This window comes from Ruegeria atlantica (assembly GCF_013032005.1).
Classification (GTDB): domain Bacteria; phylum Pseudomonadota; class Alphaproteobacteria; order Rhodobacterales; family Rhodobacteraceae; genus Ruegeria; species Ruegeria atlantica_A.
In genome coordinates, this window is record NZ_WQBE01000001.1 from 378,051 (window position 1) to 397,567 (window position 19,517).

20 protein-coding genes are annotated in these 19,517 nt (G+C 58.2%); 10 read left to right on the top strand and 10 right to left on the bottom strand.

Annotation, left to right across the window (positions count from 1 at the left end):
- Window positions 1-65: 65 nt before the first annotated feature.
- The gene (locus GOX21_RS01810; protein ID WP_170375104.1) at window positions 66-974 is read left to right on the top strand and encodes an AAA family ATPase; all 909 of its coding nucleotides are present in this window, start codon (window positions 66-68) and stop codon (window positions 972-974) included.
- Window positions 974-2,230 carry a vWA domain-containing protein gene (locus GOX21_RS01815; protein ID WP_170375106.1) on the top strand — a complete coding sequence of 419 codons (1,257 nt, stop codon included), beginning with the start codon at window positions 974-976 and terminating at the stop codon, window positions 2,228-2,230. The genes GOX21_RS01810 and GOX21_RS01815 overlap by 1 nt, the downstream gene beginning before the upstream one ends.
- Window positions 2,231-2,233: 3 nt before the next feature.
- Here GOX21_RS01815 and GOX21_RS01820 read toward each other — a convergent pair whose 3' ends face one another.
- Window positions 2,234-2,734 (bottom strand): hypothetical protein, encoded by a 501-nt coding sequence (locus tag GOX21_RS01820; RefSeq protein WP_170375108.1) that lies wholly within the window; start codon window positions 2,732-2,734, stop codon window positions 2,234-2,236.
- A 234-nt stretch (window positions 2,735-2,968) separates the two neighbouring features.
- Here GOX21_RS01820 and GOX21_RS01825 point away from each other — a divergent pair, with 234 nt between their 5' ends.
- From GOX21_RS01825 to GOX21_RS01845, 5 genes are all read left to right on the top strand, one after another.
- The gene (locus GOX21_RS01825; protein WP_170375110.1) at window positions 2,969-3,937 is read left to right on the top strand and encodes an XdhC family protein; all 969 of its coding nucleotides are present in this window, start codon (window positions 2,969-2,971) and stop codon (window positions 3,935-3,937) included.
- On the top strand, window positions 3,934-4,932 hold the full coding sequence (locus GOX21_RS01830; RefSeq protein WP_170375112.1) for a molybdopterin-binding protein: 999 nt from the start codon (window positions 3,934-3,936) through the stop codon (window positions 4,930-4,932). Before GOX21_RS01825 ends, GOX21_RS01830 begins: the two co-directional genes overlap by 4 nt.
- A 137-nt stretch (window positions 4,933-5,069) precedes the next feature.
- A complete protein-coding gene (locus GOX21_RS01835) occupies window positions 5,070-5,555 on the top strand; it encodes a (2Fe-2S)-binding protein (RefSeq protein ID WP_170358232.1) in 486 nt (161 codons plus the stop codon).
- Window positions 5,556-5,634: 79 nt separating this feature from the next.
- On the top strand, window positions 5,635-7,995 hold the full coding sequence (locus GOX21_RS01840) for a xanthine dehydrogenase family protein molybdopterin-binding subunit (protein WP_170375114.1): 2,361 nt from the start codon (window positions 5,635-5,637) through the stop codon (window positions 7,993-7,995).
- A gap of 94 nt (window positions 7,996-8,089) precedes the next feature.
- Entirely contained in the window at window positions 8,090-8,881 is a 792-nt protein-coding gene (locus GOX21_RS01845; RefSeq protein WP_170348546.1) for an FAD binding domain-containing protein, read from the top strand.
- A 43-nt stretch (window positions 8,882-8,924) separates the two neighbouring features.
- Here the strand turns inward: GOX21_RS01845 and GOX21_RS01850 are convergent, their stop codons facing one another.
- Complete coding sequence (locus GOX21_RS01850; RefSeq protein WP_170375116.1) at window positions 8,925-9,824, bottom strand: MurR/RpiR family transcriptional regulator; 900 nt, start codon at window positions 9,822-9,824, stop codon at window positions 8,925-8,927.
- Between the two features lie 89 nt (window positions 9,825-9,913).
- On the opposite strand from GOX21_RS01850, the gene GOX21_RS01855 reads away from it, so the two are divergent.
- Together GOX21_RS01855 and GOX21_RS01860 are read left to right on the top strand one after the other, a co-directional pair.
- Window positions 9,914-10,693: a 3-keto-5-aminohexanoate cleavage protein gene (locus GOX21_RS01855; protein WP_170375118.1), complete on the top strand. Its 780-nt coding sequence runs from the start codon at window positions 9,914-9,916 to the stop codon at window positions 10,691-10,693.
- Entirely contained in the window at window positions 10,690-12,006 is a 1,317-nt protein-coding gene (locus tag GOX21_RS01860) for an aspartate aminotransferase family protein (protein ID WP_170375120.1), read from the top strand. Before GOX21_RS01855 ends, GOX21_RS01860 begins: the two co-directional genes overlap by 4 nt.
- Before the next feature lie 78 nt (window positions 12,007-12,084).
- Here the strand turns inward: GOX21_RS01860 and infC are convergent, their stop codons facing one another.
- The 7 genes from infC to cobA all read right to left on the bottom strand — a co-directional run bounded on the left by infC (window position 12,085) and on the right by cobA (window position 17,708).
- Entirely contained in the window at window positions 12,085-12,675 is a 591-nt protein-coding gene (infC, locus tag GOX21_RS01865; RefSeq protein ID WP_437436676.1) for a translation initiation factor IF-3, read from the bottom strand.
- Between the two features lie 116 nt (window positions 12,676-12,791).
- Window positions 12,792-13,625: a ferredoxin--NADP reductase gene (locus GOX21_RS01870; protein WP_170349391.1), complete on the bottom strand. Its 834-nt coding sequence runs from the start codon at window positions 13,623-13,625 to the stop codon at window positions 12,792-12,794.
- 106 nt (window positions 13,626-13,731) lie between these two features.
- Window positions 13,732-14,139: a DUF934 domain-containing protein gene (locus GOX21_RS01875; RefSeq protein WP_170348550.1), complete on the bottom strand. Its 408-nt coding sequence runs from the start codon at window positions 14,137-14,139 to the stop codon at window positions 13,732-13,734.
- A complete protein-coding gene (locus GOX21_RS01880; RefSeq protein WP_170375122.1) occupies window positions 14,136-14,897 on the bottom strand; it encodes a phosphoadenylyl-sulfate reductase in 762 nt (253 codons plus the stop codon). Before GOX21_RS01880 ends, GOX21_RS01875 begins: the two co-directional genes overlap by 4 nt.
- Window positions 14,887-16,551 carry a nitrite/sulfite reductase gene (locus GOX21_RS01885; RefSeq protein ID WP_170375124.1) on the bottom strand — a complete coding sequence of 555 codons (1,665 nt, stop codon included), beginning with the start codon at window positions 16,549-16,551 and terminating at the stop codon, window positions 14,887-14,889. Before GOX21_RS01885 ends, GOX21_RS01880 begins: the two co-directional genes overlap by 11 nt.
- Window positions 16,552-16,617: 66 nt before the next feature.
- Complete coding sequence (locus GOX21_RS01890) at window positions 16,618-16,932, bottom strand: DUF2849 domain-containing protein (protein WP_170348553.1); 315 nt, start codon at window positions 16,930-16,932, stop codon at window positions 16,618-16,620.
- Window positions 16,932-17,708, bottom strand: coding sequence for a uroporphyrinogen-III C-methyltransferase (gene cobA / locus GOX21_RS01895; protein WP_170375127.1), 777 nt, complete (start codon window positions 17,706-17,708; stop codon window positions 16,932-16,934). The genes GOX21_RS01890 and cobA overlap by 1 nt, the downstream gene beginning before the upstream one ends.
- Before the next feature lie 141 nt (window positions 17,709-17,849).
- Here cobA and GOX21_RS01900 point away from each other — a divergent pair, with 141 nt between their 5' ends.
- A complete protein-coding gene (locus GOX21_RS01900; protein WP_170348555.1) occupies window positions 17,850-18,329 on the top strand; it encodes an Lrp/AsnC family transcriptional regulator in 480 nt (159 codons plus the stop codon).
- A 6-nt stretch (window positions 18,330-18,335) separates the two neighbouring features.
- Here the strand turns inward: GOX21_RS01900 and GOX21_RS01905 are convergent, their stop codons facing one another.
- Window positions 18,336-19,508: a cytochrome P450 gene (locus tag GOX21_RS01905; protein ID WP_170376102.1), complete on the bottom strand. Its 1,173-nt coding sequence runs from the start codon at window positions 19,506-19,508 to the stop codon at window positions 18,336-18,338.
- Between the last annotated feature and the right edge of the window lie 9 nt (window positions 19,509-19,517).

Sequence of the window (19,517 nt, forward strand, 5' to 3'; positions counted from 1 at the left end):
TGAAAGACTATGGCCTTGACGCTTGTACACAGCCATGACCAGTTGAGGCGAAGGAGAAGATTGACATGACACAGCCGGATTCCATTGACGCCGTTCAAAAAATGCTGGGCGCGCAGGGCTATGTCTGCGGGCGGGCCTTGGCTACGGTTGTGTTTCTGTCGCTAAAATTGGGCCGGCCGTTGTTTCTGGAAGGTGAGGCCGGGGTCGGAAAAACCGAAATCGCCAAGGCAATGGCCGCCGGACTGAACCGACGCCTAATCCGGTTGCAGTGTTACGAGGGGTTGGATGCGTCCTCGGCCGTTTATGAATGGAATTTCCCGGCACAGATGGTGGCGATCCGCACGGCCGAGGCGGCGGGCGGGGCAGATCGCGGGACCTTGCAGTCTGAGTTGTTCTCGGATGAGTACCTTGTCGAGCGCCCATTGCTGCAGGCCATGCGCCCGGACGAAAATGGTGCGCCGGTCCTGCTGATTGACGAACTGGACCGAACCGACGAACCCTTTGAGGCCTTTTTGCTTGAAGCGCTCAGCGATTTTCAGGTCACCATTCCCGAACTGGGTACTGTTAAAGCGCCCCAGCCACCGATCGTGATCGTGACCTCAAACCGCACGCGCGAGGTGCATGACGCGCTGAAACGGCGTTGCTTATATCACTGGGTCGACTTTCCCGATTTCGACCGTGAGATCGAAATCCTTCACACCAGAGCCCCCGAAGCGACCGAGGCGCTCAGCCGTGAGGTCGTTGCTTTTGTTCAACGTCTGCGCACCGAGGATCTGTTCAAGAAACCCGGCGTGGCCGAGACGTTAGACTGGGCCAAATGCTTGCTGGCGCTGGACGTGATCAACCTAAGCCCCGAAGTGATCGGCGACACGCTGGGCGCGATCCTGAAATACCAAGACGACATTCAAAAGCTGCAGGGGTCCGAGGCTAAGCGGATTTTGGATCAGGCGAAAGCTGATCTGGAATTGGCCTGATGGCCGAACAACTACCGCTTGATATCCCCGACAATCCAAAGCTGGCGCAAAACATCACTCATTTTGCGCGAGCCTTGCGCAAGGCCGGTTTGCCCATCGGGACAGGTCGGGTGGTTGATGCCATACGTGCCGTTCAGGCAGCAGGATTTACAGAGAAACAGGATTTCTACTGGACCTTGCACGCTTGTTTCGTGAACCGCCCCGAACATCGCACGGTGTTTGCGCAGGTCTTTCGCCTGTATTGGCGCGACCCGCGGTATCTTGAACATATGATGTCCTTGATGTTGCCCGCGATCCGTGGCGTGCAAGAGGAACGCAAGGCCGACGCCGCCGAAAAGCGTGCGGCTGAGGCGTTGTTGGACGGAGTCGAACGTGACCCGCCAGACGTTGATGAGGACGAGGGCGAAACAGAGCTGGAGATCGACGCCTCAAAAACCGCGTCGACCGAGGAATTGTTGCGCAGCCTGGATTTCGAACAGATGAGTACTGCCGAGATCGCGCAGGCCAAACGCATGCTGGCGCGATTGGCTTTGCCCGTAAAGCCGATCGAATCTCGCCGTGGGCAAGCCAGCCATCTGGGGCACCGGATTGACCGTGCGCGGACCTTACGAGCGGCCATGCGTCAAGGCGGAGAACTGCGTGATATCGCCCGCCTAAAGCCCAAGCCGCGTTGGCCCAACCTTGTGGTGCTGTGTGATATTTCGGGATCGATGAGCCAATACAGCCGGCTTATCTTGCACTTCCTGCACTCTGTTTCGAACACCAAGGGGGCGGGATGGGCCAAGGTGCATGCCTTTACCTTTGGCACACGCCTGACCAACATCACCCGTCATTTGCAACAACGCGATGTGGATGCAGCACTTGCTGCGGCTGGTGCCGAAGCGCAAGACTGGGAGGGCGGAACCCGGATCGGAGAATGCCTGCACGCGTTCAACCGCGATTGGTCGCGCAGGGTTATGGGGCAGGGGGCGGTGGTTTTGCTGATCTCAGACGGGCTGGATCGCGGCGACCCCGACGCGTTGGGTCGAGAGGTGGAACGGCTACATCTGTCGTCTCGCCGCCTGATCTGGCTTAATCCGCTGTTGCGTTGGGATGGGTTCATGCCCAAGGCGCAGGGCGTGGTGGCCATGCTGCCGCATGTGGACAGTTTCCGCGCCGGTCATTCAATTGCGTCACTGGAAGACCTAGCCGCCGCAATCTCAAAGCCTGATGATATGGGTGAGAAAGCGCGGCTGATGACCGCGCTTTCCGGCTGACCCTTAGCCCAGCTGTTCTTCGTTGCACTTACGCGCCATTTCCATGGCCTTGTAGGTGCCGGTCAAATCAACGGTGAAGGCGAATTCCTTTTCCGGGAACACGATCATGACCTTTTGTTTTGCGATATCCTCAGCGAATTGGGGATCATCTGACAGAACATAGCCGCCAGAATAGCCCTTGGTAATGTTACCCTTCATGCCGGTGGCTTCGCCGACATAAACGTTGTCGCCCAGCAGAATCGCCACGGCTTCTTTTTCGCCACGCTTGATGTCGGTCTTGGCTTTGGTGAATACGCCCACATAGCCTACGCCACGATCTTCGGTCAGCCCCATCTGCACCACGTTTTCAGCGCTATCTACGGCCTCGATCAGGCAGGATTTCTTTTCCTGGTCGATGAAGACCTTCCACCCTTCAACTTCGCCATAACGCAGGAAGGTATCCGCGCTGACGGCGGTTGAAGCCAACAGGGCGATTGCTGTTCCGAGTGTAAAAATGCGTTTCAAGTCTCTGTCTCCCTTGCGAAAATAAAATATGCGCATACTAGAATGCACTAGTCGCGCGTGTAAGCTAGAATCAGGCTCCGTGACAATCAATCCCTTGCGGTTATGGCGGGTATCCGGGCTAAATTGCGCCGAAGGTTCCGAACTTCGAACTCACGCACAGAGTTGATGATCGGGTTTCCTTTTCATATGGCGAAACCTGCCTATGTTGGGTCAGAACGCTGGCGGAGAGTGTTAATGGACAGATTCGACAACAGCCTGGAAACGGCCTTGCGCTGGTTCAGTGAAGGGCAGCCCACAGCTCTGGCCACAGTGGTGGAGACCTGGGGCAGTGCCCCACGCCGTGTTGGTGCGCAACTGGTCATAGGTGCGGATGGACGGATCGAAGGCTCGGTCTCGGGCGGTTGTGTCGAAGGCGCCGTTGTGGTCGAGGCGCTGGAGGCGATCGACGAAGGCGAAGCGCGCCTGTTGGAATTCGGCGTCAGCGACGAGGACGCCTTTGCCGTGGGTCTGGCCTGTGGTGGTACTATCCGGGTTCTGGTCGAGCCGGTGGGCAGCGTGCTGCCCGAACCTATGCTGCGTGAGCTGGTTAAGGCGCGTGCCGGGCGTGACCCCGTGGCATACGAAGTGAACATCGAAACCGGTCATCGAGCCCTGCGCCGCAACGCTTATGCAGACCGGTTGCGTATGGACCGTTCGGGGTTTGAGGAAGATGGCCAAACATTCGTCGCGGTCCATAATCCCCCGCTGCGGCTTATCATTGTTGGCGCAGTACATATCGCGCAGGCGTTAGTGCCTATGGCGCGGATCGCCGGGTATGACCCGGCTATCATCGATCCTCGCGACGCTTTTGCCTCGGACGCACGATTTCCGGGTGAGAAGATTTTGACCGATTGGCCGGATGAGGCGGTGGCCAAACTGGGCTTGGACGCGCGCACGGCGGTGGTGCTGTTGACCCATGACCCAAAGCTGGACGATCCAGCCTTGGAATCAGCTCTGCAGGCGGGCGTGTTCTATATCGGCGCTCTGGGATCGACCCGAACTCATGCCAAGCGGGTGGCACGGATGAAAGAGGCCGGCTTTACCGACGCACAGGTCGCCCGCATTCATGGCCCCATCGGGTTGGATATCGGGGCTGCGGGGCCTTCGGAAATCGCCGTGGCCATTTTGGCGCAAATGACAGCCGTGCTGCGAGGCAAAGCGTGAAGTTCGGCCCCGTTCCCGTCGATCAAGCTGCCGGAGCCATCCTTGCGCATTCCGTGCAGGTCCAGGACGCCAAGCTGCGCAAAGGGATCGTTCTGACGCCCGAGCATCAGGAACAACTGGACGCCGCTGGGTATGAGGCCGTCACGGTCGCCCGGTTGGAGCCCGGAGATTGTCATGAGGACAAGGCCGCTGGGATGCTGGCCGATGCCCTGGCGCCCGATCCGAAAGCTGCCGCGCTAAGGGTGACCCAGCCGTTCACCGGGCGCGTGAACCTGTTGGCGGACGGGCCGGGTGTTGTGGTTCTAAAAGTCGAAGCGCTTGAGGCGTTCAATCAGGTCAACCCAATGATCACAGTTGCCACCGTGCCGCAACATCAGCAGATGGGCGCCGGAGGTATGGTCGCGACGATCAAAGTCATATCCTATGCCGTTCCAAAAGCGGATGTTCTTGAAGCCTCACAAGTGGCAAAGGGTGCCATCCGCCTTGCCACACCAGTTTACAAAAAAGCCGGGCTGGTGGTGACCGACATTCCTGGCGGGCCTTCGAATGAAAAAGGCATTGCCGCAATCCGGGGCCGGGTCGAGGCACTGGGGATGGAGATGACCGATGTCCGCATCGTCCCGCACCAGACGGATGCGATTGCGCAAGCTGTCTCTGAGATACAAGGCCAGGTAGCGATGATTCTGACCGGGTCGGCCACCTCGGATGTGGCTGATGTCGCCCCTCAGGCGGTGCGGGCCGCAGGTGGGCAAGTGGATCGGTTCGGCATGCCGGTCGATCCGGGCAATCTGCTATTTCTTGGCTCGCTTGGATCGCGACCGGTGATCGGGTTGCCGGGATGCGCACGGTCACCAGCGTTGAACGGGGCCGATTGGGTGCTGTCCCGTGTCGCCTGCGGGATCAACACGACCGGAACAGATATTGCTGCAATGGGCGTGGGTGGGTTGCTTAAAGAGATTCCGACGCGGCCGCAACCGCGGGCATCGCGGCGATAATTTGCCTTTCTGAGTCAACGTAATACTTATGAAGGCTAACCAAATGACCTCCTGGGCAAATCGCTAAATATTTTTGTTCTCAAACAAAAATTCCCGTGTTTAACTCGGGCCAGGGAGTTTCATTTTGGGAGGAGCGAATGACACAGGTCTCAATGACCGTGAACGGAAAATCCGTGAGCGGTGATGTCGAGGGCCGGACATTACTGTCCAGTTTTCTGCGCGATCATCTGTCACTAACCGGAACGCATGTAGGATGCGACACTGCACAATGCGGCGCGTGTGTGGTCCATGTGAATGGCGAGGCGGTCAAATCCTGCAATATGCTGGCGCTAGAAGCTGACGGCGCAGATGTCGGCACGATTGAAGGGCAGGCCAACGACGATGGTTCGCTCAACACCATCCAACAGGCCTTTCAGGATCATCACGGGTTGCAATGCGGTTTCTGTACGCCGGGCATGGTGATGAGTACGGCGGCGTTGCTGAAAGACAATCCGCGCCCGACCGAAGCTGAAATCCGTAAGTATCTGGAAGGCAACCTGTGCCGCTGCACCGGATACCACAACATCGTTAAGGCGATCATGGCCGCGTCAGGCCAGGACGTCAGCAGCATCGCTGCCGAATGATGCCGCTGCGGGCGTAAACGAGACGCCCGTGGGATGACAAAGGGTGCATAAGCATCCGTTATTGGGAGGAGAACAAGCAATGCCCAAAGACAGTGGCATCGGAGCCAGTTCCAAGCGCCGCGAAGACGTGCGCTTTCTGACCGGAGACGGCAATTATACCGACGATATTAACGTGGCCGGCCAGGCCTATGTACATTTTCTGCGTTCCGACATCGCGCATGGACGGATTAAAAGCGTCGACACCTCGGCCGCCGAGGGTATGCCTGGCGTGGTCAAGGTATTCACCGGTAAAGACTTCGAAGGTGTGGGGGGGATGCCCTGCGGCTGGGAAGTCACCGACAAGCATGGCGCGCCTATGCAAGAGCCGCCGCACCCCATTCTGGCGCAAGGCAAGGTACGCCATGTGGGTGACCCGATTGCGGCGGTTGTCGCTGACAGTCTTGAACAGGCCCGTGATGCCGCCGAGGCGATTGACGTCGACATTGAGGAATTGCCTGCCGTCATGGATATGAAAGCCGCCGCGCAGGATGGCGCGACGCTGGTTCATGACGATCTGAAGAACAACATCTGCTATGATTGGCAGTTGGGTGAGGCAGATGATGCCAAGGTAAACGAGGTTTTCGCCAATGCGGCGCATGTGACCACATTGGATCTTGTGAACAATCGTCTGGTGGCGAACCCGATGGAGCCGCGCGTGGCCGTAGCCGAATACAAGCGCAGCACGGACGAATATACGCTGTACACAACATCACAGAACCCGCATGTGATCCGGCTGCTGATGTGTGCATTTGTTCTGGGCTTGCCCGAACATAAGGTGCGCGTTGTGGCCCCGGATGTCGGCGGCGGCTTTGGCACCAAAATTTTCCACTATGCCGAAGAGGCGTTCTGCACCTTCGCCGCCAAGGCCTGCAACCGTGCGGTCAAATGGTCGTCCAGCCGGTCCGAGGCTTTTATGTCGGACGCCCATGGCCGCGATCACGTCAGCACCATCGAGCTGGCGCTTGATGCAGATAATAACTTTGTCGGTCTGCGCACCAACACCTTTGCCAATCTGGGCGCTTATCTGTCGACGTTCTCAAGCTCGGTTCCAACATGGCTGCACGGCACGCTGATGGCGGGCAATTACAAGACGCCGGTTATTCAGGTGAATGTGAAGGCGATGTTCACCAATACGGTGCCGGTGGATGCGTACCGAGGAGCAGGGCGGCCCGAGGCGACATTCCAACTGGAGCGTGTCGTGGACAAGGCCGCGCGCGAGTTGGGCGTCGATCCGATTGCCCTGCGCCGTCAGAACTTTGTCACCCAGTTCCCCTATGACACGCCGGTGGCGCTGACCTATGACACCGGGGACTATAACGGGACGATGGACAAGCTTGAATCCGCAGCTGATCTGGCAGGGTTTGCTGCGCGACGAGCAGAAAGTGAGGCGAAGGGCAAGCTGCGAGGTTTGGGCATCAACTGCTATATTGAAGCCTGCGGTATCGCGCCTTCGAACATCGTTGGCATGCTTGGCGCTCGTGCGGGTCTTTATGATGCGGCGACGGTGCGGGTGAACGCCACCGGCTCGATCAGCGTAATGGTAGGAGCGCACAGCCATGGGCAAGGGCATGAAACCGCCTTTCCGCAGGTTGTGGCTGACATGATCGGCATTGACGAGTCGATGGTTGAGATTGTGCATGGCGATACCTCCAAGATTCCATTCGGCATGGGAACTTATGGTTCTCGTTCGTTGGCGGTTTGCGGCTCGGCCATGGTCAAAGCAACCGAGAAGGTGATCGAGAAAGCCAAGCGGATCGCGGCGCACCTGCTTGAGGCGTCCGAGACTGATATCGAACTCAAGGACGGTCAGTTCAGTGTCGCAGGAACCGATAAATCGGTTGCTTGGGGAGATGTGACCCTCACGGCTTATGTTCCGCACAATTACCCGCTGGAGGTCGAACCGGGACTGGAGGAAACCGCGTTCTATGATCCGGCCAACTTTACTTTCCCCGCAGGAGCCTATGCCTGTGAGGTTGAGGTCGACCCGGAAACTGGACAGGTCAGCATCGAAAAGTTCACTGCCGCGGACGATTTCGGCAACATCGTCAACCCGATGATTGTGGATGGCCAGGTGCACGGTGGTATCGGTCAGGGCATTGGCCAAGCGCTGTTAGAGAACTGCGCATATGACGAGAACGGCCAGCTGCTGAGCGCCTCCTACATGGATTACGCCATGCCGCGTGCCGATGATGTTCCGTTCTATGCGGTCGACCACTCCAGCCAAACGCCCTGCACGCACAACCCGCTGGGTGTCAAAGGCTGTGGTGAGGCTGGCGCGATCGGTTCGCCGCCCGCAGTGGTGAACGCGGTGCTGGATGCGCTGAACTCGGGTGGCAAGGCGGTGGATCACATCGACATGCCAATGAGCCCATCGCGCGTTTGGGCGGCGATGAACAGCTGAGTGGTTTGGGGTGCGAGGGGCTGCCCCTCGCGCTCTCCGAAATAATTACAGCCAGATGAAGGGCGGTTCCGCGCCTTTCGGAAAGGAAGACGAAATGTACAATTTCGAGTTTGAGAAACCCTCGACCATTGCGGATGCGGTTGCTGCTCTGGCGGTTGAGGATGCCCAAGCCCTAGGAGGAGGGCAAACACTGATTCCGACGCTGAAACAACGGCTGGCGGCACCTTCCGCTCTGGTCTCGCTGAGCGGGATTGCCGAGATGAAGGGTGTATGTGTCGACGACGACGGCTCGGTGTCGATTGGGGGAGCGACAACACATGCAACCGTCGCGGCAGAGGCGGCGGGCAGCTATCCCGCACTGGCGGCGTTGGCTGGTCAGATTGGTGACCCCGCGGTGCGCAATCGCGGCACCATTGGCGGTTCGGTTGCCAATAACGATCCTGCAGCTTGCTATCCGGCGGGCGTTTTGGGGTCGGGCGCGACAATTATCACCAATACGCGCCAGATTGCGGCGGATGATTTCTTTGAAGGGATGTTCTCGACCGCACTGGATGAAGGTGAGATCATCACCACAGTCCGGTTCCCGGTGCCACAGGCGGCGAGCTACCAGAAGTTCCTGCAGCCTGCGTCGCGGTTTGCACTGGTTGGGGTCTACCTTGCACGTTTTGCGGATGGGGTGCGCGTTGCTGTGACCGGTGCCAGTGAAGACGGTGTCTTCCGTTGGTCCGAAGCGGAGGAAGCTTTGAACAAAGAGTTCAGGGCTGATGCTCTGATGGATCTACGTATCAATCCGGCAAACATGATCGGTGATCTGCATGGTAGCAAAGAATACCGCGCGCATCTTGTTGGTGTCATGACAAAACGGGCCGTCGAAGCCTGTATGTGAATGGTGGAAAACCCTAGAAGCCCCGGCCGCAAGTCGGGGCTTTTTACGTACGGCGTAGTTTTGGGGGTTTTGAGGGCTGCCAGTATGCGCCGGTGTCTTCGCGGGCTTTTTGATAGGCTTCCAGCCGTTGACGGGCCGCGTCACCTCCTGCGTCGAAAAGATGACCCAGCAGGCACTCCAGAACGGCCATTGCGCCTGTGAAACAGGAAAACGGGTGCAAGGCGCGGGTGCTGACGGTGAAGGCAACATCAGGCTCGACCCCTGGTGCGATCACGTCACTGTCCGAGATCAGGATCAGGCGCAGCCCCTGCTGCTTTGCAAAGCGCATCGACTGGATCGTATCTGCGGAATAAGGGTGGACGGTGATGGCAATCAGGCAATCGCGATGGTCTGCGTCCAACAGATCATCAGTTGCGGATCCCACATGGCGCGGCACCAGTTGAATGCCCGGATGCGCCATGCGTCCTGTATAGGAAAAATAATATGCCAGCGCATAGCTGGCACGCGTGGCCGTCACGAAACACCGGCGAGACCTGGTCATGTACTGGATGGCCTCGCGCACTTTATCGGGTTTCATGAGGCGCAGCGACCGTGTGACGACGTTCTGTTCGTTCTGTACCAGCTTGGCTTGGTAGGAGCCAACGGTATCCTCGGACTGCAGGGCTGTCAGCCAATCTTGTCCCAGATCGCGTTCCCTGTCGGTAACCAGAGCATTTCGGAACGGGGTGCGGAAGGCCTCGAAACCATCGAAACCCATGCGTTGCGCCAATCGAACCAGAACATTCGAGCTGACGCCGATCCGGGTGGCTGTGGTACGAATCGGATCAAGGCCGAAGTCTCCGGGGTAGTCGATGATGTATTTGGCAGCAGCTTGCAGGGCAGCTGGCATCTGTTCAATCTCTTGACGCAGATGGTCGATGATCTGGGTTGGTGTGCTGTTCATAGCTGTAAAAAAACAAATGTTATGCAACTAGCAAGTAAAAAACAATTTTTGGCAGATTAGATAGGGCAAGTATTAGCCGAGGAATGTGCATGTCGGACTCGCAATCAAAAATCCAAACTGTTGGTCGGCCCTATGTTCTTGTCGCCCCAAATGGCGCGCGGCGTGGGGCGTCGGATCACCCGGAATTGCCGGTATCCACTGATCAGATTATCCAGACCGCACGCGCCTGTTTTGCGGCGGGCGCGAACGGATTGCATCTGCATATCAGGGATGCGGAGGGGCAGCATTCTCTGGACGCTGGTCAATACCGGGAAACGATGGCCGCGCTGCGTCAGAGTGTACCCGGGCTGGACCTGCAAATCACGACCGAGGCCGCGGGCGTGTTCGATGTGGTCGCCCAGTTTGCGTGTCTGGAACAGGTGTGCCCGGATTGGGCGTCGATTTCCATACGGGAGATTGCGCGCTCGCCTGAATCGGCCGACCGGGTTTACGGCCTGTGTGCTGCGCAGGGGACGCGGGTGCAGCATATTCTGTACGATGCTGACGATGCCGACTTGCTGGTGCAATGGCAAAAGGCCAAAATTGTGCGTGAAAATCAGGCGGAGTGTATTTTTGTTCTGGGGCGCTATACGGCCGGCCAGCAATCTACCCCGCAGGACCTGGACAGATTTCCCAAAGGGTCGTCGCCATGGATGGTGTGTGCCTTTGGCGCGCATGAACATGCCTGTCTGGCATACGCTGCTGGGCAGGGCGGGGACGTTCGCGTCGGGTTTGAAAACAGCCTGACCGATGAGAGCGGAACCCTTTGGAAAGACAATGCCGCGTCGGTGTCGGCGCTTGTTGCCAAGTTGGAAGGGGCAGTCAAATGAGTCACGTATTTCCGCGTCACACAAAATCAGATCTGCCGGTCGCGGCTGGTGGGGACGGGTGTTATCTGATTGACGCGCAGGGCCGCCGCTATCTGGATTGTGGTGATGCTGCGGTGTCGTGTCTGGGGCATTCCAACCCATCCGTCATCGGGGCAGTACAGGAACAGGTCGAGCAGATCGCCTTTGCGCATACCGGGTTCATGACCTCGGAACCGGCCGAAGCGTTGGCGGATTTGCTGGTCGAGCATGCTCCGGGTGACTTGGACCGGGTGTATTTCGTTTCGGGTGGATCCGAGGCGACCGAGGCTGCGATCAAGCTGGCGCGGCAGTACTATTTGGAAATTGGCCAGCCTCAGCGGCGACATGTAATTGCCAGGCGGCAGAGCTATCACGGGAACACTCTGGGGGCTTTGTCAGCCGGAGGCAACGCGTGGCGACGGGCGCAGTTCGCACCGATGCTGATCGAGATGACTCATATCGCGCCCTGCTATGAATACGCGGAGAAACCCGACGGCGAGAGCAGCTTTGACTACGGTCAGCGCGTGGCCAATGAGCTTGAAGCCGAGATCCTGCGGCTGGGTCCTGATACCGTGATGGCGTTCATGGCCGAGCCGGTTGTTGGCGCAACCTTGGGCGCGGTGCCAGCGGTTGAAGGGTATTTCAAACGCATCCGCGAAATCTGCGACCAGTATGGTGTGTTGTTGATCCTGGATGAGGTGATGTGCGGCATGGGTCGGACCGGGCATCTGTTTGCCTGTGATCACGATGGGGTTGCCCCGGATATTCTATGCATCGCCAAAGGGTTGGGCGCTGGATACCAACCCATCGGCGCGATGATGTGTACCGCACAGATTTTTGATGCGATCCGCAATGGGTCTGGTTTTTTTCAGCACGGCCACACCTATATCGGCCATCCGGTCGCGACAGCGGCAGCCCTGGCAGTTGTCCGCGAAATGACACAACGCGATCTGCCTGCTCGGGTGGCGGTCATGGGTCAAAGGGTCCAATCCAAACTTGAGGCTGCTTTGGGCCAGCATCCGAATGTCGGAGATATCCGGGGTCGGGGATTGTTCCGGGGCATTGAACTGGTGGCGGATCGTGACACCAAGGCACCGCTTGACCCCGCGCTTGGGGTGGCTGGCAAGATCAAAAAGGCCGCGCTGGCCGAAGGCCTGATCTGCTATCCCATGTCTGGCACACGCGATGGGCAGCTGGGGGATCACATCCTGTTGGCACCGCCCTTCATCATCGAAGACGCACAGATTGATGAGATGGTCAGCAAGCTGAGCAAGGCTATTGCGTCCGTGATCTAGCGGTATGGGACAGCGCGCTTGAAATGAAAAAAGCCCCCTTATGAAAAGGGGGCATTAATCATTCATTCTGTGAGAACTTTATTTCTGTGGCAGAGGCCCGATCATCATGATCATCTGACGGCCTTCCATTTTGGGCATGTTTTCGATCTTGCCCAGATCCTTGACGTCTTCGGCCACGCGTTCCAACAACTCACGGCCCAGGTTCTGGTGCGCCATCTCACGACCACGGAAACGCAGGGTGACTTTGACCTTGTCGCCGTTTTCAAGAAACTTGAACACGTTGCGCATTTTCACATCATAATCATGCGTATCGGTGTTGGGTCGGAATTTGACCTCTTTCACCTCGATGATTTTTTGCTTTTTGCGTGCTTCGCTTTCGCGTTTCTGCTGTTCGTACTTGAACTTGCCGAAATCCATGATCTTGCAGACAGGCGGGTTCGCATTGGGCGAGATTTCAACCAAATCAAGTCCGACATCGGCGGCCATTTGCATTGCTTTGGCGGGATGAACCACCCCGACGTTTTCACCTTCGGCGCCAATCAGGCGAATTTCGGGGGCACGGATCTTATCATTGACGCGCGGGCCGGTGTCTCGCTGCGGCGGCGCGTTGTGAGGTCTGCGAGCTATTGGTTCATTCCTTTGATGATTGCAGAATTTCGAGCCCGAAATTTAGACTGCTGCGCGGCCCGTTTCAAGCGCCATCCGCGCGGAAATGGCTGAAATTCACAGGTTTGCAGCGGGTTTATGCGCGAGCCACGGTAATTCCAGCGGCCCGCGACAGAAGATCAGCCCACAAAGGCCTTTTCGATCACGAATTCCTTGGGTTCGGAATTGGCGCCTTCGCGCAGGCCGAACTCTTCCAGGATCGCCTTGATGTCCAGGTTGAAGGCCAGCGAACCGCAGACCATGGCACGGTCGGTGTCAGGGTTGATGCCGCCTTCGATGCCCAGATCGGAAAACACGGTCCCGTCCTTCAGCAGGTTGGTGATGCGGCCCATCTTGGGGCTCTCTTCGCGGGTCGTGGTGGGGTAATAGCGAATCTTGTCGGCAAAGCCTTCACCCATCAATTCGGCCAGCATCTCGTCCTGACGGATGCTGTCAATCAGTTGACGGCCGTATTCCAGTTCCGCCACTTCGCGGCAGGTGTGTGTGATGATGACCTCGTCATAATCCTCATAGGTCTGCGGCTCGCGCAGCAGCGAGGCGAATGGCGCAAAGCCGGTGCCGGTGGCGAAGAACCACAGGCGTTTGCCGGGCAGCAGGGCGTCATGGACCAGCGTGCCAACGGGCTTGGGCCGCAGGATGATCTGGTCACCCGGTTTGATGTGCTGCAGTTTCGAAGTCAGCGGGCCGTCCTGCACCTTGATCGAGTAGAACTCCAACTCTTCGTCCCAAGATGGCGAGGCGATGGAATATGCGCGCAACAGCGGCTTGCCGTTGTCGCCCAACAGGCCGATCATAACGAACTCACCCGAGCGGAACCGCAGCGAGGCAGGGCGCGACACCTTGAACGAGAACAGGCTGTCGGTCCAGTGTTTGACGTCGGTTACGGTCTGGGCGTCCGGCAGAACGGGGGCCTTCACGGCGGTTGCTTCGGTCACGGGCTTCATCTCTGTCATGGTTTCACTGTCGGTCAGCGTGACCGGCATCTCCGTTTAAACGTTGTTTCAAGGCAGGAAAAGGGGACAGTTTGCCCCCTTTAGTCACAAGCTGGCGATTGCGATCTCAGCCGCGCAGGCGGTCCTGATAGTGGTGATCTTTCCAGTTAGCGCGGGCCAGCCACTGATCTTCGGTCTGACGATTGGCAAGCGCGTGATCGATTTCAACCTCGTCAAAGCCACTGCGGCGGGCCATCGCGTATTGGTCGGCCAGCACATGACCCTTTGCACGCAGGCGACCGGTGTAACCTTTCAGGCGCAGGACACGCGCAATGGTGAAGCCGCGACCATCGGCCGAGGATGGAAAATCCACACGCACCATTTTGGCGTTGCCTAGGCGGTCAAACAACTCATCCGGGTCCGTATCCGAGGCCACGTCAAGTGCGACCACATCATTGGCCGCATCTTCCAGTGTGACAAAGCCATCGGTCCAGTCATCGGGGGCGAACCCCGTATCCGTTACGATTACGTTCATGTTTTCTCTCCTGCGCGCACCATCTTACCATCGACAAAATGGATGCCGCATTCTTCCTTGTTCTGATCGCGCCAACGTCCGGCGCGGGGATCTTCGCCCTCTTTGACCGGCGAGGTGCAGGGCGCACAACCGATCGAAGGGTATCCTTTGGCCACCAGCGGATGCCGGGGCAGGTTGTTCTCTTCCATATAGGCGCGCACATCTTCGGGCGCCCAATGGGCCAGCGGGTTGACCTTGATCCGACCGGTTCCGTCCTCGACCTCAAAGAAATCCAGAGCGGCCCGCGAGCCGGACTGGAACCGTTTGCGCCCGGTAATCCAGCCGTCGAATCCCGCTAGTGCCTTTTGCAGCGGGAAGGTCTTGCGCAGGTTGCAGCACGCATCCATGTCGTTCAGCCGCAAAGCACCGTATGGGTCGTCACGCTCAAGGTCTTCGTCCTCGGCCCGAATGATGCGGACATTCGACAGGCCCAAACGCTCGCTCACCTCCTGCTGGTATTCCAGCGTTTCGGTAAACAGCATTTGCGTATCCACAAACAAAACCGGTGTGGCCTTGTTCACCACAGCCGCCATATGCAGCAGCACAACCGATTCAGCCCCAAAGCTTGAGACCAGAGCAAGCTCGTCGATCTCTTCAATCGCGCCGTGCATCACATCATGAGCGCTGTGATGGCGGAACTGGGTGTTCAGTGCTTCGACCTGTTCGGTCAGTTCAGCACGATCTTTACCCAGTTCCGTCTGGATTAGGTCAAGCGGCATTGGCCTGCGCCTCGGGGTAGAGGGCAGCCTTGAATGGTGCCATGCCTACCCGGCGATAGGTTTGCAGGAATTCTTCCTCTGCGCTTTCGCGTTGCTCAAGATACGTGTCAACGATGCGTTCCACGGCAGGCACGATTTCGTCATAGGCAAAGCCGGGACCCGTGCGATCGCCGATGGCCGCGTTCTCGGTGCCGTCACCACCCAGAGTGATCTGGTAGTTTTCGACGCCTGCACGGTCTAGACCCAGAATACCGATATGGCCAACGTGGTGGTGACCACAGGCGTTGATGCAGCCCGAGATCTTGATCTTCAGGTGGCCGATATCATGCTCAAGCTTGAGGTCATCAAAGCGAGTCGCGATTTCCTGGGCAACAGGGATTGAGCGCGCTGTCGCCAGGGCGCAATAGTCCATGCCAGGGCAGGCGATGATGTCGCTGATCAGGCCGATGTTGGCGGTCGCCAGCTCGTACTCTTTCAGCTTCGCGTGGATCGCGGGCAGGTCCGACTTGTGGACGTGCGGCAGGATCACGTTCTGCTCATGGCTGATGCGCAGCTCGTCATAGGCAAACTCTTCGGCCAGATCGGCCATCACGCGCATCTGCTCGGCAGTCGCGTCACCCGGTGTCGCGCCGTGTTTTTTGATGGAGATCGTAACAATCGCATGATCCGCGTTCTTGTGCGGCGCGATGTTGGTGTCGACCCACGAGCGGAAGACCGGATCGTTGGTATAGGCGCTTTCAAACGACGCAACCGAACCTTCACGGAAGGCAGGCGGGGCGAAGTGGCTCTTGATTTCCTCCAGCAGGGCCATATCGGCCCCTTTGAACTGCGAGCGAACCTGCAGGAAGCGCTCGTTAACCTTCGCGCGAATTGCGTCAATGCCGTGTTCATGCACGGTGATCTTGATGCGCGCCTTGTACTTGTTGTCGCGGCGACCGATCTGGTTCCACACAGAAACGGTGGCTTCGAGATACGCCAACAGGTCGTCAAAGGCGACGAATTCGGACAGTTCCTTGCCAATCATCGGCGTGCGGCCCAGACCACCACCCACGATAACGCGAGCACCCAGAACGCCGTCACGCTCGATCAGTTGCAGGCCAATGTCATGCGCCTTGATCACGGCGCGGTCCTCTTCCGAGCCGGTGATGGCAATCTTGAACTTACGCGGCATGAACTGGAATTCCGGGTGGTCGGTGGACCACTGGCGCAGAAGTTCGGCATAGGGGCGTGGATCGGCGACCTCACCAGCCGCGGCGCCGGCAAAATGGTCGGCTGTCACGTTGCGGATGGTGTTGCCCGAGGTCTGGATGGCATGCATGCCAACCTCGGCCAGCGCGTCCAGCATATCCGGAACGTCGTTCAGTTTCGGCCAGTTGTACTGAATGTTCTGGCGGGTGGTGAAATGGCCATAGCCCTTGTCCCATTTCTCGGCCAGCAGAGCCAGCTGGCGCATTTGCGCACTGGACAGCGTGCCGTAAGGAATCGCCACGCGCAGCATATAGGCGTGCAACTGCAAATACAGGCCGTTCATCAGGCGCAAGGGCTTGAATTCATCTTCGGTCAGCGAACCGTCAATGCGGCGCTCGACCTGGGCGCGGAACTGTGCGTTACGCTCTGCCAGAAAATCGTGGTCAAATTCGGAGTAGCGATACATGTCTAGCTGTCCTTAGTTGCAGCCCCGATACCAAGGGGCCTTGAAGGGGAGAGATTAGGCCAGAGGTCAGGCCCGGGGCTGCGTTGCTGTTTCCTGCTTGCCGTGGGCATAGTTTGACGGGCCGGTACGGCGGAAATCCTCGCGGAAATGGGTGGGTTCGGGGCCGGTTGCGCCAGCGACGGCATCCGCCAGATAGGCACCGACAATCTTGTTGGCCTGGCGTTGGGCATCCAGCAAGCGAACCTGCGCATGTGCTTCGTCTGTGATCAGTTCCGCTTCGCGCAGATCACGCGACCAGCGGTCGTCCTCGGTCAGGTAAATAACGTCACCTTCCAACAGATCGTTGGCGGTCACTACTTTGGGGGTAAAAGCGCGGGCCATCAGGCGTGCTCCTTCTTGAATTCGGTCAGGGCCTGGGCCGCTTGGCGCGGGGCGAGGCCATAAAAGGTCAGGGCGGGGCCGTCCATTTCAGCGGCGGCCAGGTCATTGGGCAGTTGGTCCAGATTGGTGGCCAGAATGCGTTGATCGGGGCGCGAGGCATTTTCGACCAGCGTCACCGGCGTGTCTCGGTCGGCACCATGCATGATCAGGCGGCCCTGAATGAAGCGGGCGGATTTCTTACCCATATAGATCGCCGCAACGGAACCAGCACGTGCCAGCGCGGTCCAGTCGTGATCGGCAAATCCTTTCATGTCATGGCCGGTCAGGATGCGCACGGACGAGTTGCGGCCACGGCGGGTCAGGCTTTGACCAATCCCGGCGACGGCTGCCGACGCAGCAGTGATGCCAGGCACGATTTGCCAGGTGATGCCTGCGGCCTCAACCGCTTCGATCTCTTCATCCAGGCGCCCGAAAACGGTCGGATCGCCAGACTTCAAACGTACCACGCGCTGACCTTTCAGTGCATAGTCCACAAGCAGGGCATCAATGTCTTCCTGCTTCCATGACGGACCAAACCCTGCCTTGCCGACATCGACCAGAACAGCGGTCTTTCCAGCCAGTTCCAGAACCTCGGCGCTGATCAGGCGGTCATGCAGTACGACGTCAGCGCGCGCGAAGACTTTCAGCGCTTTGAGCGTCAGCAATTCCGGATCGCCCGGACCTGCGCCGACAAAGTCGACGTGCCCTGTGCCATCATATGAATGCGTAAACTGCATGTTCTGTTCCGCTTGGTTTGACTTGACCTGCAATATAGGAAATATTCCCGGTAATGCGCCATATGGGCGACCAAATAAGGACAAATGTTCTTCTGGCATCGCCAATTGGGACGCTGGTTTCGAAACAAAGGGAAAATTGGAATGTCGGTGCGGATAGATGACACGGATCGGAAAATTTTGGCCGAGCTACAGCGCGATGCCAGCCAATCGCTGGATGAAATAGCCGCCCGTGTCGGCAGCTCCAAGACCCCCGTCTGGAATCGAATCCGCAAGCTGAAAGGGGCCGGAGTCATCGGTCAGCAGACCGTTTTGCTGGACGCCGAAGCGCTGGGGTTTGAGGCCACATTCTTCGTTCTTATCCGAACCTCTGAACATGAGGCAGAATGGCAGCGCAAGTTCCTCAAGGCCCTGCGTGACCGGCCCGAAGTGCAAGAAGCACACCGACTGGCCGGTGACATTGATTATATCCTGAAGGTGCGGGTCAAAAACGCGCGGGCCTATGACGTCTTCTATCAGACCCTAATTTCCGAGGTGCGCGTGCATAACGTGACCGCCTTGCTGTCGATGGAAGAGATCAAATCCACCACAATGCTGCCGCTGAATGCGCTGATCGAAAGCTAAAGCCGCTTAGAGCTGAACCATCAACCGGGTCAGCCCGTGGAAATGATAGGTATTCGAATAACCCGGTTCGTCGACCAAGCGCAGCTCTGGGCATCGGTCGAACAACGCTTGTAACGCAATTCGCATCTCTAACCGGGCCAGCGGGGCACCGACGCAGAAATGCAAACCGCCACCGAAACTGGTATTGGTGACAATCGGGCGCGAGGGGTCAAAGCGCCCCGGATCGCTCCAGATCAAAGGGTCACGGTTTGCGGCACCCAGTAGCAGGGCAACCTCTTCTCCACGTTTGAAGTCGTGGCCGAAAATCTCAACATCTTCATAGGCATAGCGCGTGAACATATGAAGGGGCGGATCGTAACGCAGGATTTCCTCGACCAACCTGTCCGGATCACAAGTTCGGGGATCAAATCCTAGTTGCAGAACCGTTTTCACACCGTTGCCCAATGAATGAACCGTCGCCTCATGCCCCGCATTCAGCAGCAATATGCAGGTGGCGACCAGTTCATCGTGCGAAAGCTTTTCACCCTCTTCCTCGGCCGCGATCAAGCGGGTGATCAGATCGTCCTGGGGATCGGTCCGGCGCTGTTCGATATAGTCAGTGAGGAAAAGTGTAAAATCACGGGCGGCGTCTGCGGCTTTGTCCTCGGTCTGGCGTGTCCGGCTGGCCTGATACATTGCCACCATGGCATGCGACCATCGCAACAGATCCGGCGACATTTCTTCGGGTACACCCAGAAGACGGCAGATGGTGATCACGGGAACCTGCGTGCAAAACGCGTCCAGCAGGTTGAAAGGCGTGCCGGGGAATTGGTCGATCAAGCTGTGGCTGAGGTCTTGGATGGAAGGTTCCAACGCGACAATCGCACGCGACGTAAAGGCGCGCATGACCAGTACGCGCAGCCGCGTGTGGCGGGGTGGTTCAGCCTCAAGCAGGGAATGCGCCTCGGTCATCAACCAGGGTGCCAAGTGGTCGGGCCCAGGGCGTTGCAGTTCGGTGGGAACCTCCCGACCAAAGCGGCGATCTTTCAGGAAGGCCTGTACAGCCCGGTGCGAAACTGCTGCGACCTTCTGGTAATCCTCCCAATATACAAGGTCCCCATGCGCACGGACGGCGTCATAGAACGGATAGGGGTTTTGAAAAAAATCCGGTTCGACCGGGGATTGGAACACCGTCTTCATACTCGGCAG

What these genes read in the sequence shown, in the direction of transcription:
- cobA (WP_170375127.1), bottom strand. Translation starts at nt 17,708, where the DNA reads ATGCAGTTTACGCATTCATATGATGGCACAGGGCACGTCGACTTTGTC.
- GOX21_RS01835 (WP_170358232.1), top strand. Translation starts at nt 5,070, where the DNA reads ATGACACAGGTCTCAATGACCGTGAACGGAAAATCCGTGAGCGGTGAT.
- GOX21_RS01845 (WP_170348546.1), top strand. Translation starts at nt 8,090, where the DNA reads ATGTACAATTTCGAGTTTGAGAAACCCTCGACCATTGCGGATGCGGTT.
- GOX21_RS01815 (WP_170375106.1), top strand. Translation starts at nt 974, where the DNA reads ATGGCCGAACAACTACCGCTTGATATCCCCGACAATCCAAAGCTGGCG.
- GOX21_RS01810 (WP_170375104.1), top strand. Translation starts at nt 66, where the DNA reads ATGACACAGCCGGATTCCATTGACGCCGTTCAAAAAATGCTGGGCGCG.
- GOX21_RS01855 (WP_170375118.1), top strand. Translation starts at nt 9,914, where the DNA reads ATGTCGGACTCGCAATCAAAAATCCAAACTGTTGGTCGGCCCTATGTT.
- GOX21_RS01840 (WP_170375114.1), top strand. Translation starts at nt 5,635, where the DNA reads ATGCCCAAAGACAGTGGCATCGGAGCCAGTTCCAAGCGCCGCGAAGAC.
- GOX21_RS01905 (WP_170376102.1), bottom strand. Translation starts at nt 19,508, where the DNA reads ATGAAGACGGTGTTCCAATCCCCGGTCGAACCGGATTTTTTTCAAAAC.
- GOX21_RS01860 (WP_170375120.1), top strand. Translation starts at nt 10,690, where the DNA reads ATGAGTCACGTATTTCCGCGTCACACAAAATCAGATCTGCCGGTCGCG.
- GOX21_RS01880 (WP_170375122.1), bottom strand. Translation starts at nt 14,897, where the DNA reads ATGCCGCTTGACCTAATCCAGACGGAACTGGGTAAAGATCGTGCTGAA.
- GOX21_RS01890 (WP_170348553.1), bottom strand. Translation starts at nt 16,932, where the DNA reads ATGGCCCGCGCTTTTACCCCCAAAGTAGTGACCGCCAACGATCTGTTG.
- GOX21_RS01885 (WP_170375124.1), bottom strand. Translation starts at nt 16,551, where the DNA reads ATGTATCGCTACTCCGAATTTGACCACGATTTTCTGGCAGAGCGTAAC.
- GOX21_RS01900 (WP_170348555.1), top strand. Translation starts at nt 17,850, where the DNA reads ATGTCGGTGCGGATAGATGACACGGATCGGAAAATTTTGGCCGAGCTA.
- GOX21_RS01825 (WP_170375110.1), top strand. Translation starts at nt 2,969, where the DNA reads ATGGACAGATTCGACAACAGCCTGGAAACGGCCTTGCGCTGGTTCAGT.
- GOX21_RS01850 (WP_170375116.1), bottom strand. Translation starts at nt 9,824, where the DNA reads ATGAACAGCACACCAACCCAGATCATCGACCATCTGCGTCAAGAGATT.
- GOX21_RS01870 (WP_170349391.1), bottom strand. Translation starts at nt 13,625, where the DNA reads ATGACAGAGATGAAGCCCGTGACCGAAGCAACCGCCGTGAAGGCCCCC.
- GOX21_RS01875 (WP_170348550.1), bottom strand. Translation starts at nt 14,139, where the DNA reads ATGAACGTAATCGTAACGGATACGGGGTTCGCCCCCGATGACTGGACC.